Genomic DNA, 12,949 nt, shown 5'->3' on the forward strand with positions numbered 1-12,949 from the left:
CCCGGGCGGCGTCGCGAAGAACTCGGACGCGAGCCGCGCAAGCGTCGCCGGGTCGGGCAAGCCGGCCGGCAGCGGCGCGTGCGGCAGCGCGTGCGCGTCGCCGCCGGCCAGGCCGGGATTAACGGTAGGTGTCGGGATAGTCATGGAACTTGGCGATTTCGACGTCATCGAGGACAGCCAGCGCATCCGGCGAATGGACCGCGAGCGAGCAATACAGCGAGATCAGGTACGACGCGATCGCCTGGTTGTTGATCCCCATGAAGCGCACCGACAGGCCCGGGCCCTGCTCGCCCGCGACGCCCGGCTGATAGAGGCCGACCACACCCTGGCGCTTGTCGCCGACGCGCAGCAGCAGGATCTTGGTCTTGCCGTCCGCGACCGGCACCTTGTCCGACGGAATCAGCGGAATGCCGCGCCACGTGAGGAACTGCGAGCCGAACAGGCTGACCGTCGGCGGCGGCACGCCGCGCCGCGTGCATTCGCGGCCGAACGCGGCGATCGCTAGCGGGTGCGTGAGGAAGAACGCGGGCTCCTTCCACACCTTGGTCAGCAGTTCGTCGAGATCGTCCGGCGTCGGCGCGCCCGTCAGCGGGAAGATCCGCTGGTCGTCGGTCACGTTGGCCAGCAGCCCGTAGTCGGGGTTGTTGATCAGCTGGCTTTCCTGCAGCTCCTTGATCGTCTCGATCGTCAGGCGCAGCTGTTCCTTGATCTGGTCATGAGGACTGCTGTAAAGATCGGAGATCCGCGTATGCACGTCGAGCACCGTGCTCACCGCGTTCAGGAAATACTCGCGCGGCTGTTCCTCGTACGGCACGAAGGTCTGCGGCAGCACGCTTTCGTCCTCGAGCTGCGTGCACGCGGCACGCACGGCTTCCGGGTTCTTCACCTGGTTCAGCCGATAGATGCCGGCCTCGACCGGCACCCATTGCAGCAGGTGGGTCAGCCAGCGCGGCGTGATCGTGGAAAGCTGGGGGACGGTCTTGGTAGCGTTCGCTAGTTGGCGGGCGGCGTGATCGCTCAGCGCGGCCGTGCCGCTTGCAACGGTCGACATGTATGGCTCCGGGTTCTTTAGATGAAAAACGGGATTGCTTATGACGCTCGGTGATTATCGGAAGCACGCCCCTGCCGGCTCAACATGCTATAGCCGTCATGTCGCGTGCAACCGAAAGGGAAACGGAACGGGGCAGCCTCAGGTGACGTACGCGCCCGGCAGCAGCGTCGAGATCGACACGTCGAACGCGCGCGCGATCTTGTCTGCGGTGACGATCGATGCGATCGCCTCGCCGCGCTCGATCTCGCCGACATACGAGCGGTTCAGCCCCGCATGCTCGGCCAGCTGCTCCTGCGACCACGTGCGCGCTTCGCGCAGCTTGCGCACGTTGGCGCCGAAGTGATGGATGAGGTCGCTCATCGCGCCTCCTAGGCGACGCGCGCCGCCGCGCGCGGCGCGGTATTCGCTTCGCTGCGCAGCACGGCCTGCGTGATGTTCGCGCCGGCCGGCACGTCCTGCGTGAGCCACACGTTGCCGCCGATCACCGCGCCGCGCCCGATCGTCACGCGGCCGAGGATCGTTGCGCCCGCATAGATCACCACGTCGTCCTCGACGATCGGATGGCGTGCGAGCCCTTTCTCCAGATGGCCTGCCGCATCGCGCGGAAAGCGCTTCGCACCGAGCGTGACGGCCTGGTACACGCGCACGCGCTCGCCGATGATCGCCGTTTCGCCGATCACGACGCCCGTGCCGTGATCGATGAAGAAGCCCGCGCCGATGCGGGCGCCCGGATGAATGTCGATGCCCGTTTCCGCATGCGCCTGCTCGGCGATGATCCGCGCGAGCAGCGGCAGGCCGAGCCCGTACAGTTCGTGCGCGAGCCGGTGGTGGATCATCGCGAGGATGCCCGGGTAGCACAGCAGCACCTCGTCGACGCTGCCGGCCGCCGGATCGCCGTGGAACGCGGCCAGCACGTCGCTGTCGAGCAGCCGGCGAATCTCGGGCAAGCGCGCAGCGAAAGCCTGCACGGCCGTCGATGCAACGTCATCGACGTTGTCGACCGGCCCGTCGGCATTGCGCTGTCGCGCCGCGTAGCGCAATTCGAGTTTCACCTGCGCGAGCAGCGCATTCAGCGCCGCGTCGAGCGCATGGGCCACGTGGAAGTTCTCGCTCTCCTGGCGCAGGTCGGGCGGCCCGAGCCGCATCGGGAACAGCACGCCTTTCAGCGCGCCGATGATCTGCGCGAGCGCCTCGCGCGCCGGCAGGTCGCGCCCGCCCGGTTCGAGCGAGCGCCGCTGCTTCTCGCGCCATGCGCGGCGCACGCTTTGCAGCGATTGAACGATGTCGTCGATGTCGAATGCGGCCATGCTGCTTTCTCCCGTAACGGCCGTGAATCAGTCCTGTGCCCACGGCAGGCCGCGAAAACGCCAGCCATTGCTGCCGCCGCGATGCTGCCGCTCGTCGAGGTCGCCCTCGAATCCTTCGAGCACGTTGAATACCTGCGTAAAGCCCCCCTTCGTCGCGGCTTCGGCCGCCTGCGCCGACCGATTGCCGCTGCGGCACAACAGCAACACGACAGCTGTCTTGCCGGTCTTTGCTTCCAGTTCGCGCACGAAGCGCGGGTTGCGTGTCAGGCTCGTACCCGTTGCCCACGGCACATGCAACGACTCCGGCACGTGGCCGACGAATTTCCGTTCCTCGGCCGTGCGTACGTCCACCAGCAATGCGTCGCCGGCGGAGAACAGCGCCCACGCGGCTTCCGGCGCGACGCCGCCCGCATAGGGCGTGCCGGCCGCCGTAGCCGCCGCGCGCGCGTCTTCGAGCGCCTGCTGCGCAGCGGTTCGTTCTTCCAATGCAACCGTCATGACACTTCCTTGTTTTCGTTGATTCGTATGATCAAAAAACACCGGGAATGCGGCCGTTGCAGCTTGCGTGCTGTCTATAGCCGTCAGCGCCACTATGCGAGCGAGGAAGAGCAAGCAGAACCAATAAAAATTCATTTCCTAATCAGCGGCGCGAGAAATGCAATAGCAGACGTGCGCTATCGGGATGGGCTCGCCGGCGAGCAGGACGGGAAGGTGGGTGGCCGTTCGATGTCACGCATCGAAGGACTTTGAAAGGTATCGCGGGAGCCGATCAACGCGGCGTGCGGCGCGTTGCAATGGAATCCGAAATGGCATGCATGCACGGGCGTGCATGCATGGACGACTCAGGAAATCAGGCGGGTGGTCGGAATGCATCGACACGACGCCGGACGGGCATCGCCGATGCACTCACGCTTCAGCGCGTCACACCACCGGGTCAACCGGCGCGACCGGCACGCCGCGCGCTTCGATATCGCGCCCCGCGAGCAGGCACAGATCCTCGCGATGATGCGCGGCAACCACCTGCACGCCGACCGGCACGCCATTCACGAGCGCCGTCGTGACGGCCAACCCCGGCAGCCCCATCGCCGGCAGCGCGCGCAACGTGAGCTGCGCCTCCCACACGCGATCGAACCCGTCCGGCCCCTGCCGGTCGAGATCGTCCGGGAACGGCAGCTCCGACGACACCGGCAGCAACACGACCGCATACGCGTCGAGAAACAGCCGCCACTGCCGCGTCAGCGTCGTGCGCCGGACGAGCGCGCGGCTGATTACGTCGGCCGGCAGGTCGCGCACCTTGCCGCGCACCGCGTCGACCACGGCAGCCGCGCCCGGATCGCCGTCTTTCACGACCGCGTTCGTCAACGCGTCGAAGCCATCACCGAGCCAGAGTTGCTCCTGCAACAGTGCCGCCTCGCGCATCGGCGGTGTGTCGTCGATCTCGTCGACGGTCCAGCCGGCATCGATCAACCGCCGTGCGGCATCGCGCAATGCGGCCTCGACCTCGGGCACGACCTGCAAGCCCCCCGGCCGCACGCACAGTGCCGCGCGCTTCGGCACCTCGCGCCCGTCGAACGGCACCGCCACGTGCCACGGGTCGCGCGGGTCCGGCGCGGCGAACGCACGCAGCGCGAGCGAGAGATCGTCGATCGTGCGTGCAATCGGCCCCGCCGTCGACATCAGCTGCGCGCCGATCGCCCGCTCGGGCGATGACACATTGAACGCCGGCACGCGTCCGAGCGACGGACGAATGCCGTGCACACCGCACGCGTAGGCCGGATAACGCACCGAGCCGCCGATGTCGGTGCCGACGGCAAGCGGGCCGATCCCGGCGGCCACGGCTGCCGCCGCGCCGCCACTCGATCCGCCCGGCGTCAGCGACGGATGGCGCGGATTACGCGTGTGGCCATGCACGAGATTCGACGTGAACCAGCGCAACGCGAACGTCGGCGAATTGGTGCGGCCGAGCAGGATTCCGCCGGCCTTTCTGATGTTGCTGACCACCGGGCTGTCGGCGTGCGCGATCAGGTTCTCCTGCAGGCGCGTGCCGTTGGTCGTCGCGAATTCCGCCTGGTCGACGTTGATCTTCACGGTCACGGGCACGCCTGCGAGCGGCCCCGGATCGTCGCCGCGCGCGATCGCGCGATCGACTTCGTCGGCCTGCCGCCGGACATCGTCGGGCCGGTGTTCAATCACCGCGTTGATCGCCGGATTCACTGCATCGAGACGATCGAGCACCGCATCGGCCACTTCGCGCGCGGACACGTCACGATGCCGCACGCGTTTCGCGAGTTCGGTTGCGGGCAGTTGCCAGAGTTCCGTCATGACTTCTCCTTGTGGAAGGACATCACACTCACTCATGGCGCCGCGCTTCCCCACGAAAGCGCGGCGCCGCGTTCACTCACTGCGTATCCTGCTTCGCGCGTTCGGCCGCCGCGATGATCGCGTCGGCCACGGCCTTCGGCTGGCTCAGCATCGACACATGGCTGCCGTTCACGCGCGTGACCGTCGCACCGATCCGCTTCGCCATCGCTTCCTGCAGCGTCGGGTCGATCATCTTGTCCTGCGTCGCGACGACGAACGTCGACGGCTTCGCATGCCACGCGGCCTGCGTGACCTTCTCCGAGATGCAACCGCTATACCACGGCCCCTGGGTTGCCGCAACGAGGCGCTGCTGCGCGGGCGGCAGGTCGGGCGCGAAATCCTGTGCGATCGCCTTGTCCGACAGCGTCGCGAAACCGCCCGCGTCCTTGCGCAGCTCACCGGCCCACGCGGGCGCCGGCAGCCCCTGCGTGACGTCGGCGATCGACTGGCCGTTGTCGGGCGCGAACGCGGCGACGTACACGAGCGACTTCACCTTGTCGTTGTTGCCCGCCTCGCTGATCACGACGCCGGCCCACGAATGGCCGACCAGCACGACCGGCCCCTTCTGTTCGTCGACTGTACGCTTCGTTGCGGCCGCATCGTCGGCGAGCGAGCTCAGCGGATTCTGCACCGACACCACGTGCAGCCCGCGCGCCTCGAGCAGCGGAATCACGCGGTTCCAGCTCGACCCGTCGGCGAACGCGCCGTGCACGAGCACGACGTTCGTGCCCTTCAGATCTTCTTTCGGCGCGGCCTGTGCCGCCACCGCACCGAACAATCCGCCGATCACCGCGGCGGACACCAGAACGCGTTTCATCAAACCGGCCATCGTCATGCTCCTTGCTCTGTTGTGTTTTTCACATGTAGTGCTGCAGTGGTGGCCGCGCCCGCCTGCGGCGAGCGCGGCAGCAAATCACGAATGCGCGTACAGGTCGTCGGCGGCATTCCGTGCGGAGCGCGATTGAGCGGCATCGTGATGGCTGGCAGGCGTCGACGCATCGGCCACGTTGTCGCCTTGCGATTTCGACGGGCCGTTCTGGTCGGAACGCGCGACCTGCTGCGCGGCGACGGCGTTCTCCGCGGCCGCGATATCGTTCGGGTAGTTCGCTTCGCTGCTGGCCGGGCTGTAGCCGGCCTTCTCCAGGCGGACGAGATCGGCGCGCACGTCGGCGCGCGTGAGGCCGTGGCCGGTATCGGCGAACGACAAGGCGGGAATGGCAGCGAGGACGGCAACGGCGAGGATTCGAGCGGCTTTCATGATGGTTCTCCTTGAGAGAGGTAGGTCAGTCGATCATTCGGCATCCGATCCAGATCGCCTGGCATCGAACGTTTCCTGCATGTCGACAGTAGAACCCGCGCACGTATCTGCCATGTTTCCGAAACCGGGGCTTTCTGCATGCCAGTTTTTCAGGAACGGCCGCAGATACAGTGCGATACAAGCCGGGCTGCCGCATCGTTCACGGCCCGTCTGCCGATGGGCTACCCCCAAACCCACCCACCATGAAAAAAGGCGTGCCACGCATGGCACGCCTTTCCGTCGAACCCGTCACACCACGCACGTCACGGCGCAAGCCGCGTGAACACGTAGTCGTGGTTCTTCACACGCGCCTGATGGCACGCAAAGCACGTCTGATGCTGGCCGATATCGGCCGGCACGCCGTTGATGAAGCGTCCGAAACCCCAGCCGCCCGTCGACGCATAGCGGCGCGAGTCCTTCACCATCACCTGCACGGTCGTCGCCTGGCCCGGCACCGTCGCCGGCGCGAACTCGTCGGATTGCTTGCGCTTGTACGCGAGCTTCACGAGAATCGTCCCGTCCGGGAACGGTAGCGTCGCCTGTTCGAGCGCACGGATCGCGACGGGGTTGCCGAGCACCACGCGCAGTTCATCGAGTGGTGCGGCTTCCTCGGCCGGCGCCACCATCTCCCACTTCCGGTAGCCGGGCGGGATCGTCACGCCATAGATCGGCGAAGCGGCGGCGGCCGGCTTCGGCTGCTCCGCGAATGCGGCCGGGCCGCTCGCCGACCACGCACCGGCCAGCAGCACACCCGCGACGAACGCACGGCGCGCGCCGCGACGGACCGTACCCACGCGCGCCCGCATCACAGATGCTCCACTTGCAGGATCGCATCCGCGAACGCCTGCGGTGCTTCCTGCGGCAGGTTGTGGCCGATACCGCCGGAAATCGTCCGGTGCTGGTACTTGCCCGTGAACTTCTTCGCGTACGCGGCCGGTTCCGGATGCGGCGCGCCGTTCGCGTCGCCTTCCATCGTGATCGTCGGCACGGTGATCGCGGGGGCGGCTGCGAGACGCCGCTCGATGTCGTCGTACTGCGCCTCGCCCTTCGCGAGCCCGAGGCGCCAGCGATAGTTGTGGATCACGACCGCCACGTGATCGGGGTTCTGGAACGACGCGGCCGAGCGTGCATAGGTTTCGTCGGAGAACTGCCACTTCGGCGATGCGAGCTGCCAGATCAGCTTGTTGAACGCATCGCGGTTCGCCGTGTAGCCCAGCACGCCGCGCTCGGTCGTGAAGTAGAACTGATACCACCACTGGAACTCGGCCTGCGGCGGCAGCGGCTTGGCGTTCGCCGCCTGGCTGCCGATCAGGTAGCCGCTCACCGATACCAGCGCCTTCACGCGCTGCGGCCACAGCGCCGCGATGATGTCGGCCGTGCGCGCACCCCAGTCGTAGCCGCCGAACACCGCGCGGTCGATCTTGAGCGCATCCATCAGCGCGATGATGTCGACGGCCGTCACGGCCTGCTGGCCGTTGCGCACCGTGTCGGCCGAGCGGAACGTCGTCGACCCGTAGCCGCGCAGGTACGGCACGATCACGCGATAGCCGGCCGCGACGAGCAGCGGCGCGACTTCCGCGTAGCTGTAGATGTCGTACGGCCAGCCGTGCAGCAGGAACACGACGGGGCCGTTCTTCGGCCCGAGGTCCGCATACCCGACGTTGAGCACGCCCGCGTCGATCTGGTGGATCGTGCCCAGCGACGCGACGCCGGCCGTGCGCTTTGCGGGCGCAGCATCGGGCGCCGACTGCGCATGCGCCAGGGCGCCGAAGCCGAGGTCGGCGAGGCTCAGGCTTGCGAGCGTCGTACCGAGGATCAGGCGGCGGCGGGTGTTCACGGTTTCAGGCATGACTCGTTCTCCAGTGTCGATCGCTAAGGAAGGGGGCCCGCGGCGCACAGGGGCGCTCGGGAATCGGCGTTCGCGGCGGCGGAGCCGGCGCTGCGCTGCCGTGTGAATCGCTTCACCGGATTTATATCCGAACCGCCTGGAGGCTTTGTATCCCAACGTATCTGTGCGCGAACACGACACACGGGGATTCAAAAATCGGGCTGGAGAGGCGCATTTTCGGGGAATCGGCCCGCATTCCCCCCTTCAACCACGCGGATGCGAGAAGCCGCTCACACCTTCCGATCCGGCAGGATATGCGCGCGAATCGACCGTCCCCGCCACGACAGGTGATCGATCCGCGCGCGCAGCGTGTAGAGCGCCACCGACGACAGCGTACTGAACCTGAGCAGCGCGATCGGGTTGCCAATCCCGGCCGGCACCCGCTCGATCGAATCGAACAGCGGGAATCCATACCGGGTCAGGAACGCGCCGACCTCGTCGTCGCGTGCGTGTTCTTCGACATTGATCAGCAACAGTTCGGCCATGACGCCTCCTTTCTTGATTCGACCGCCGTCACCGGATCAGCCGGCGCGTATGGTGCGCGATCATCAGTTCTTCGTTGGTCGGGATCACCCACGCCGGCACGCGACTCGACGCCGTCGTGACCTGCGGGCCGCCGGCATGGTTCGCGTCGACGTCGATCTCGACGCCGAGCCAGGCCGCGCGGCGCATCACCCCTTCGCGAATCGCCGGCGCGTGCTCGCCGATCCCCGCGGTGAAAACGATCGCGTCGATGCCTTCCATGGCGGCGGCGAGCGACCCGAGTTCGCGCGCGATGCGGTAGATGTATAGCTCGATCGCGAAGCGCGCATGCGGATCGTCGCTCGCGAGCAGCGTGCGCATGTCGCTCGACAGGCCGGACACCCCGAGCAACCCGGAGCGCCGGTAGATCAGATCCTCGACGGCGCGCACGTCCATCCCGAGTTCTTCCATCAGGAAGAGCACGACGCCCGGGTCCAGGTTGCCGCAGCGCGTGCCCATCGGCAGCCCGTCGACGGCGGTGAACCCCATCGTGCTCGCGACGCTCTTGCCTGCAACGAGCGCGCACATGCTCGCACCGTTGCCGAGGTGGGCGACCACCGTGCGCCCGCGCGCCGCCTGTGGCGCGACGTCGGGCAGCACGCTCGCGATGTACTCGTACGAGAGCCCATGGAAGCCGTAGCGGCGCACGCCCCGGCTGGTGATCGACTCGGGCAGCGCGAACGCCTGGGTCACCGCGGGCTGCGTGCGGTGGAATGCCGTGTCGAAACAGGCCACCTGCTCGATACCGGGCTGCACCGCTTCGAGGATGCGAATCGGCGTCAGGTTGTGCGGTTGATGCAACGGCGCGAGCGGCGTGAGCTTTTCCAGTTCGGCCACGATCTCGGGCGTGACGCGCACCGGGCCGCTGAAGCGTTGCCCGCCATGCACGACGCGATGGCCCACCGCCGCGAGACGATGCCCTTCCTGGTGAGCCTCCAGGAACGCGGCGATCTGCTCGAGCCCTTCGTGATGGCCGAACGCCTCGCCGCCGGCCCATTGCTGCTCGTGCTGTTCCCCGTGATGGTCGACGGCGCTGAAGTGCGCGGTGGCCGTGTAAAGACCGTCGACCTGGCCGTGCACGATCAGCCCGAGCGTGTCGCCCTGCACGTCGAATGCGGAAAACTTGATGCTCGACGAGCCGGCATTCAACACCAGAATCACGTCTGCCATGGCATCACCCCGCGCGCGTGGCCGCTTCACGCCGCACGTTCGCGACGAGCATCGCGACCGCGCATGAAGCCAGCCGGGTGATCAACGAATCGGCGCGACTCGTCAGGATGATCGGCACGCGCGCGCCGAGCACGATCCCCGCCGCGTCCGCGCCGGCCAGGAACGACAGGCTCTTGGCGAGCATGTTGCCTGCTTCGAGGTCCGGCACCATCAGCACGTTCGCCTGCCCGGCCACCGGCGAATCGATCTGCTTGATGCGCGCGGCCTCGGGATCGATCGCGTTGTCGAGCGCGAGCGGGCCGTCGACGAGCGCGCCGGTAATCTGCCGTCGGTCCACCATCTTGCACAGCGCGGCGGCTTCGAGCGTCGACGGCACTTTCGGGTTGACCGTCTCCATCGCCGACAGGATCGCCACGCGCACCTGCGGAAAGGCCAGCGCATGCGCAAGATCGATCGCGTTCTGCAGGATGTCGACCTTGTCCTCGAGCGTCGGCGCGATATTGATCGCCGCGTCGGTCACGATCAGCGGATCGGCATGCGCCGGCACGTCCATCACGAAGCAATGGCTGATGCGCCGGCCCGTGCGCAATCCGGCATCGTGACGCACCACTTCGGCCATGAGCTCGTCGGTGTGCAAGCTGCCCTTCATCAGCGCGGCCGCCCGCCCGTCGCGGACGAGCCGCACCGCAGCGGCTGCCGAAGCCTCGCTGTACGGCGCATCGACGATCTCGTAATCGCTGATCGACAGCCCGCACGCCGCGGCGGTCGCTTCGATACGGGCACGCGGGCCGACCAGGACCGGTTCGATCAGCCCCTTGCGCGCCGCCTCCAGCGCCCCCTCGAGCGCGCTTCGATCGCACGGGTGCGCGACGGCCGTCGGCATCGGCGCCAGCGTCCAGCAGTGTTCGATGAGGCGGAGATATTTCTCGTGTCTGTTTTCCATCGCGGTTCCTGGCTGTCCGTCACTGCACATGATCGAGGGCCGCCACCGGCCCCTTGGCCGGCCGCTTCGCGGGCGACGCACCCAGCACCGCGCGGATGCGTTGCAGGGCCACCCACTGTTGCTCGCACACCGACGCGCTCTGCACGCGCGGATCGCCCAGCAACTTGTCCAGCAACGTCAGCAGCCGCTGGCGGTCCTCCGGCCGGGCCAGCAGGGCCGGCAGCGTGGCGACGGCCTGCTGCGGCTCGTAGGTCGCGATGATTTCCTGTTCGCCGTAGATGCGCCGCCACTGGTCGGGCGGCAGGTCCGGCAGATACTCGGCGTAGGTTTCGGCGAGTTCACGCTCGGTCGCCAGCTTCGCCAGCGGAAACGGTTCGCCGCTGCGTTCGAGCAGAAACGCTGCGCGCGCAACCGCTTCGGTGTAGCCACCCTGGTCGATCGACGCGAGCGCGTCCTTCACGAACGGCAAGTCGCGCGGGTCCGTCGCCACCGGCGAAGCGGCATGACGGTCACAATACTGTTCCGCGAAATGCAGCATGAAGGGCTGCGTGTACATCGTGAAAAACAGCGACTCGGTGCTCGCATCGCGCATCGCACGGAAAAAATCGAGCGACGCGCTGACGATGTCCGAACCGCGACGTTCGAGCTTGCGCCACGGCTCGATATCGTCGCCGGGCTGGCGGTTCGCCTTGACCGTGTCGGCAGCCGGCTTCAGCCAGCCAAGCCATGGATTCAGGTCCGAAAATGCCCAGCGCTGAAAGCGCAGCGGATGAAAATCGCGCAGCAGGCGCGCCGTGGTTTCGTTCGACGCCTGCTGCACGAACGGCTGCAGGAACAGTTCATAGGCGCGCTGCGTGAATTCGGACAGCTCGGCGACGGCCTCGAACGCATGCTCGTCCTTGCGCCCGAAGCGATTGAAGTGTTGCGCGATCTCTTCGAGACGGTGCTCGGCGAAGGTGACCTCGTAGGCAACTTTCCCGTCGGCGCCTTTCACTTCCTCGATCGACATCGCATAGAGGCCGGGCGGCAGCGTTTCGACGGCATCCAGGACGCTGACGATCTGTGCGTGCTCCTTCTTCGCGACCTTGCCCGACACGAAGATGCCGAGATGCCCGACATCCTCTTCCATCAATCCGATGATCACCTGACCGCGCGACTTGATCTCCTCCGTGCTGCCGTAGATGTCCGCGACCCAGTTGAACGCCTGCTGCGGCGGCGTGATGTTGTCGCCCATCGACGCGAACAGGATGATCGGCGATCGGATCTCGCGCAGGTCGAACGCCTTGCCCGCTCCGTCCCGCACGTCGCCGGACCAGAGCTTGTTGCCGATGAACAGGTTGCGCGTGATCCATTCGATCTCTTCGCGGTTCATCAGGTAGTAGCCGCCCCACCAGCGCTCGAACTCGAGGAAGCGTGGCGGTTCTGTGTCTATGTTGTCGTACACGTGGTAATACTTGTCCCACAACGTGTTCGCCGGGTTCAGGTTCTCGAAGTTCTGCACGAGATACGCGCCGTCGAACTTGCCGTTGCCGAGGTCCGACGAGAACGACGCGAGCCAGGTGCCGCCGAGCAGCCCGCCGGCATAGCGCATCGGATTGTCGCCGGGCCCTTCGCTCCACGCGCCGCTCCAGTACGACATCGGGGCGCCGTTGATGACGATCGGGCCCGTATCGTCCGCCGACGAGCTCGCGAGCATCATTGCGGCCCAGCCGCCCTGGCAGTTGCCGACGATGGCCGGCTTGAGGCTGTCCGGATGCAGCGCCCGCACTTTCCGGACGAACGCCTGTTCCGCCGCACACACGTCGAGCAGCGTCTGCCCGGGCTCGGGTTCCTGGAAGAACACGACGAAGTACACGGGATGCCCCGCGCGCAACGCCACGCCGACCTGCGAATCGTCCTTGAAGCCGCCAATACCGGGGCCGTGCCCCGCGCGCGGATCGATGATCAGGTAAGGCCGCTTGGCGGCGTCGACGATCACGCCGTCAGGCGGCTGGATGTGAACGAGCGCGTAATTGACGGGCCGTTCGAACTGCCGGCCATCGAGCACGACGTCGTAGTCGAAATGCAGCACCGGCTTGAGCCCCTGGCCCGCGCGCTCGACGTATTGCGTGCCGCGCTCGCGCAGCGTGTTCCAGAACAGCAGCGAGCGCTGGACGGCGTCGACCGCGTAGTGCCATGCGCTCAACGGCGAGAGCGCTGTGGTGAAGGGCGCGGCGCCCGGGTCGTGACTGAGGCTGTCGCTGCCGTCGAATGCTTCGCTCAACCGCTTCCCGTACTGCTCCAGCGCGTGCTGCGTGCGCTTTTGCAGGACGTGGACAATTTCCGCGGCGATCTCATGACTGCGCGCCAGTTGCGTGGCAGCATCCATAACACTGTTCTCCAGAGGGCAAGGTGAATCCCGACGCATTCC

General features: G+C 66.9%; 13 protein-coding genes. All 13 read right to left on the bottom strand.

Going from position 1 to position 12,949, the window contains the following annotated elements:
- Nucleotides 1–118: 118 nt before the first annotated feature.
- Nucleotides 119–1,051: a family 2A encapsulin nanocompartment shell protein gene (locus tag F3J15_RS18410; RefSeq protein ID WP_021156739.1), complete on the bottom strand. Its 933-nt coding sequence runs from the start codon at nucleotides 1,049–1,051 to the stop codon at nucleotides 119–121.
- Nucleotides 1,052–1,189: 138 nt separating this feature from the next.
- Nucleotides 1,190–1,411: a helix-turn-helix transcriptional regulator gene (locus F3J15_RS18415; protein ID WP_011356215.1), complete on the bottom strand. Its 222-nt coding sequence runs from the start codon at nucleotides 1,409–1,411 to the stop codon at nucleotides 1,190–1,192.
- An 8-nt stretch (nucleotides 1,412–1,419) separates the two neighbouring features.
- Entirely contained in the window at nucleotides 1,420–2,358 is a 939-nt protein-coding gene (epsC, locus tag F3J15_RS18420) for a serine O-acetyltransferase EpsC (RefSeq protein ID WP_069250788.1), read from the bottom strand.
- A gap of 27 nt (nucleotides 2,359–2,385) precedes the next feature.
- Nucleotides 2,386–2,856, bottom strand: a complete 471-nt coding sequence (locus F3J15_RS18425) for a rhodanese-like domain-containing protein (RefSeq protein ID WP_089486519.1) — start codon at nucleotides 2,854–2,856, stop codon at nucleotides 2,386–2,388.
- A gap of 423 nt (nucleotides 2,857–3,279) precedes the next feature.
- Complete coding sequence (locus F3J15_RS18430) at nucleotides 3,280–4,680, bottom strand: amidase family protein (protein ID WP_166893250.1); 1,401 nt, start codon at nucleotides 4,678–4,680, stop codon at nucleotides 3,280–3,282.
- A 76-nt stretch (nucleotides 4,681–4,756) separates the two neighbouring features.
- Nucleotides 4,757–5,548, bottom strand: a complete 792-nt coding sequence (locus F3J15_RS18435) for an alpha/beta hydrolase (protein ID WP_166893252.1) — start codon at nucleotides 5,546–5,548, stop codon at nucleotides 4,757–4,759.
- 84 nt (nucleotides 5,549–5,632) lie between these two features.
- Nucleotides 5,633–5,977, bottom strand: coding sequence for a DUF4148 domain-containing protein (locus F3J15_RS18440; protein ID WP_166893254.1), 345 nt, complete (start codon nucleotides 5,975–5,977; stop codon nucleotides 5,633–5,635).
- A 302-nt stretch (nucleotides 5,978–6,279) separates the two neighbouring features.
- Nucleotides 6,280–6,822, bottom strand: a complete 543-nt coding sequence (locus tag F3J15_RS18445) for a cytochrome P460 family protein (RefSeq protein ID WP_166893256.1) — start codon at nucleotides 6,820–6,822, stop codon at nucleotides 6,280–6,282.
- Complete coding sequence (locus tag F3J15_RS18450) at nucleotides 6,822–7,865, bottom strand: alpha/beta hydrolase (RefSeq protein WP_166893258.1); 1,044 nt, start codon at nucleotides 7,863–7,865, stop codon at nucleotides 6,822–6,824. Before F3J15_RS18450 ends, F3J15_RS18445 begins: the two co-directional genes overlap by 1 nt.
- Before the next feature lie 269 nt (nucleotides 7,866–8,134).
- On the bottom strand, nucleotides 8,135–8,389 hold the full coding sequence (locus F3J15_RS18455; RefSeq protein WP_089447082.1) for a hypothetical protein: 255 nt from the start codon (nucleotides 8,387–8,389) through the stop codon (nucleotides 8,135–8,137).
- A gap of 28 nt (nucleotides 8,390–8,417) precedes the next feature.
- Nucleotides 8,418–9,596: an acetate/propionate family kinase gene (locus tag F3J15_RS18460; RefSeq protein ID WP_166893260.1), complete on the bottom strand. Its 1,179-nt coding sequence runs from the start codon at nucleotides 9,594–9,596 to the stop codon at nucleotides 8,418–8,420.
- A gap of 4 nt (nucleotides 9,597–9,600) precedes the next feature.
- Nucleotides 9,601–10,539 (bottom strand): phosphate acetyltransferase, encoded by a 939-nt coding sequence (locus tag F3J15_RS18465; RefSeq protein ID WP_166893262.1) that lies wholly within the window; start codon nucleotides 10,537–10,539, stop codon nucleotides 9,601–9,603.
- Between the two features lie 19 nt (nucleotides 10,540–10,558).
- Entirely contained in the window at nucleotides 10,559–12,907 is a 2,349-nt protein-coding gene (locus F3J15_RS18470; protein ID WP_166893264.1) for a DUF3141 domain-containing protein, read from the bottom strand.
- Between the last annotated feature and the right edge of the window lie 42 nt (nucleotides 12,908–12,949).

Origin of the sequence: Burkholderia sp. Ap-955, assembly GCF_011753045.1 — a bacterium.
Taxonomy (GTDB): domain Bacteria; phylum Pseudomonadota; class Gammaproteobacteria; order Burkholderiales; family Burkholderiaceae; genus Burkholderia; species Burkholderia lata_D.

Bases quoted from the DNA above. Each gene is read 5' to 3' on its own strand.
- F3J15_RS18465 (WP_166893262.1), bottom strand. From the start codon at position 10,539: ATGGAAAACAGACACGAGAAATATCTCCGCCTCATCGAACACTGCTGG.
- F3J15_RS18445 (WP_166893256.1), bottom strand. From the start codon at position 6,822: ATGCGGGCGCGCGTGGGTACGGTCCGTCGCGGCGCGCGCCGTGCGTTC.
- F3J15_RS18435 (WP_166893252.1), bottom strand. From the start codon at position 5,548: ATGGCCGGTTTGATGAAACGCGTTCTGGTGTCCGCCGCGGTGATCGGC.
- F3J15_RS18470 (WP_166893264.1), bottom strand. From the start codon at position 12,907: ATGGATGCTGCCACGCAACTGGCGCGCAGTCATGAGATCGCCGCGGAA.
- F3J15_RS18410 (WP_021156739.1), bottom strand. From the start codon at position 1,051: ATGTCGACCGTTGCAAGCGGCACGGCCGCGCTGAGCGATCACGCCGCC.
- F3J15_RS18450 (WP_166893258.1), bottom strand. From the start codon at position 7,865: ATGCCTGAAACCGTGAACACCCGCCGCCGCCTGATCCTCGGTACGACG.
- F3J15_RS18460 (WP_166893260.1), bottom strand. From the start codon at position 9,596: ATGGCAGACGTGATTCTGGTGTTGAATGCCGGCTCGTCGAGCATCAAG.
- F3J15_RS18455 (WP_089447082.1), bottom strand. From the start codon at position 8,389: ATGGCCGAACTGTTGCTGATCAATGTCGAAGAACACGCACGCGACGAC.
- F3J15_RS18440 (WP_166893254.1), bottom strand. From the start codon at position 5,977: ATGAAAGCCGCTCGAATCCTCGCCGTTGCCGTCCTCGCTGCCATTCCC.
- F3J15_RS18415 (WP_011356215.1), bottom strand. From the start codon at position 1,411: ATGAGCGACCTCATCCATCACTTCGGCGCCAACGTGCGCAAGCTGCGC.
- F3J15_RS18425 (WP_089486519.1), bottom strand. From the start codon at position 2,856: ATGACGGTTGCATTGGAAGAACGAACCGCTGCGCAGCAGGCGCTCGAA.
- F3J15_RS18430 (WP_166893250.1), bottom strand. From the start codon at position 4,680: ATGACGGAACTCTGGCAACTGCCCGCAACCGAACTCGCGAAACGCGTG.
- epsC (WP_069250788.1), bottom strand. From the start codon at position 2,358: ATGGCCGCATTCGACATCGACGACATCGTTCAATCGCTGCAAAGCGTG.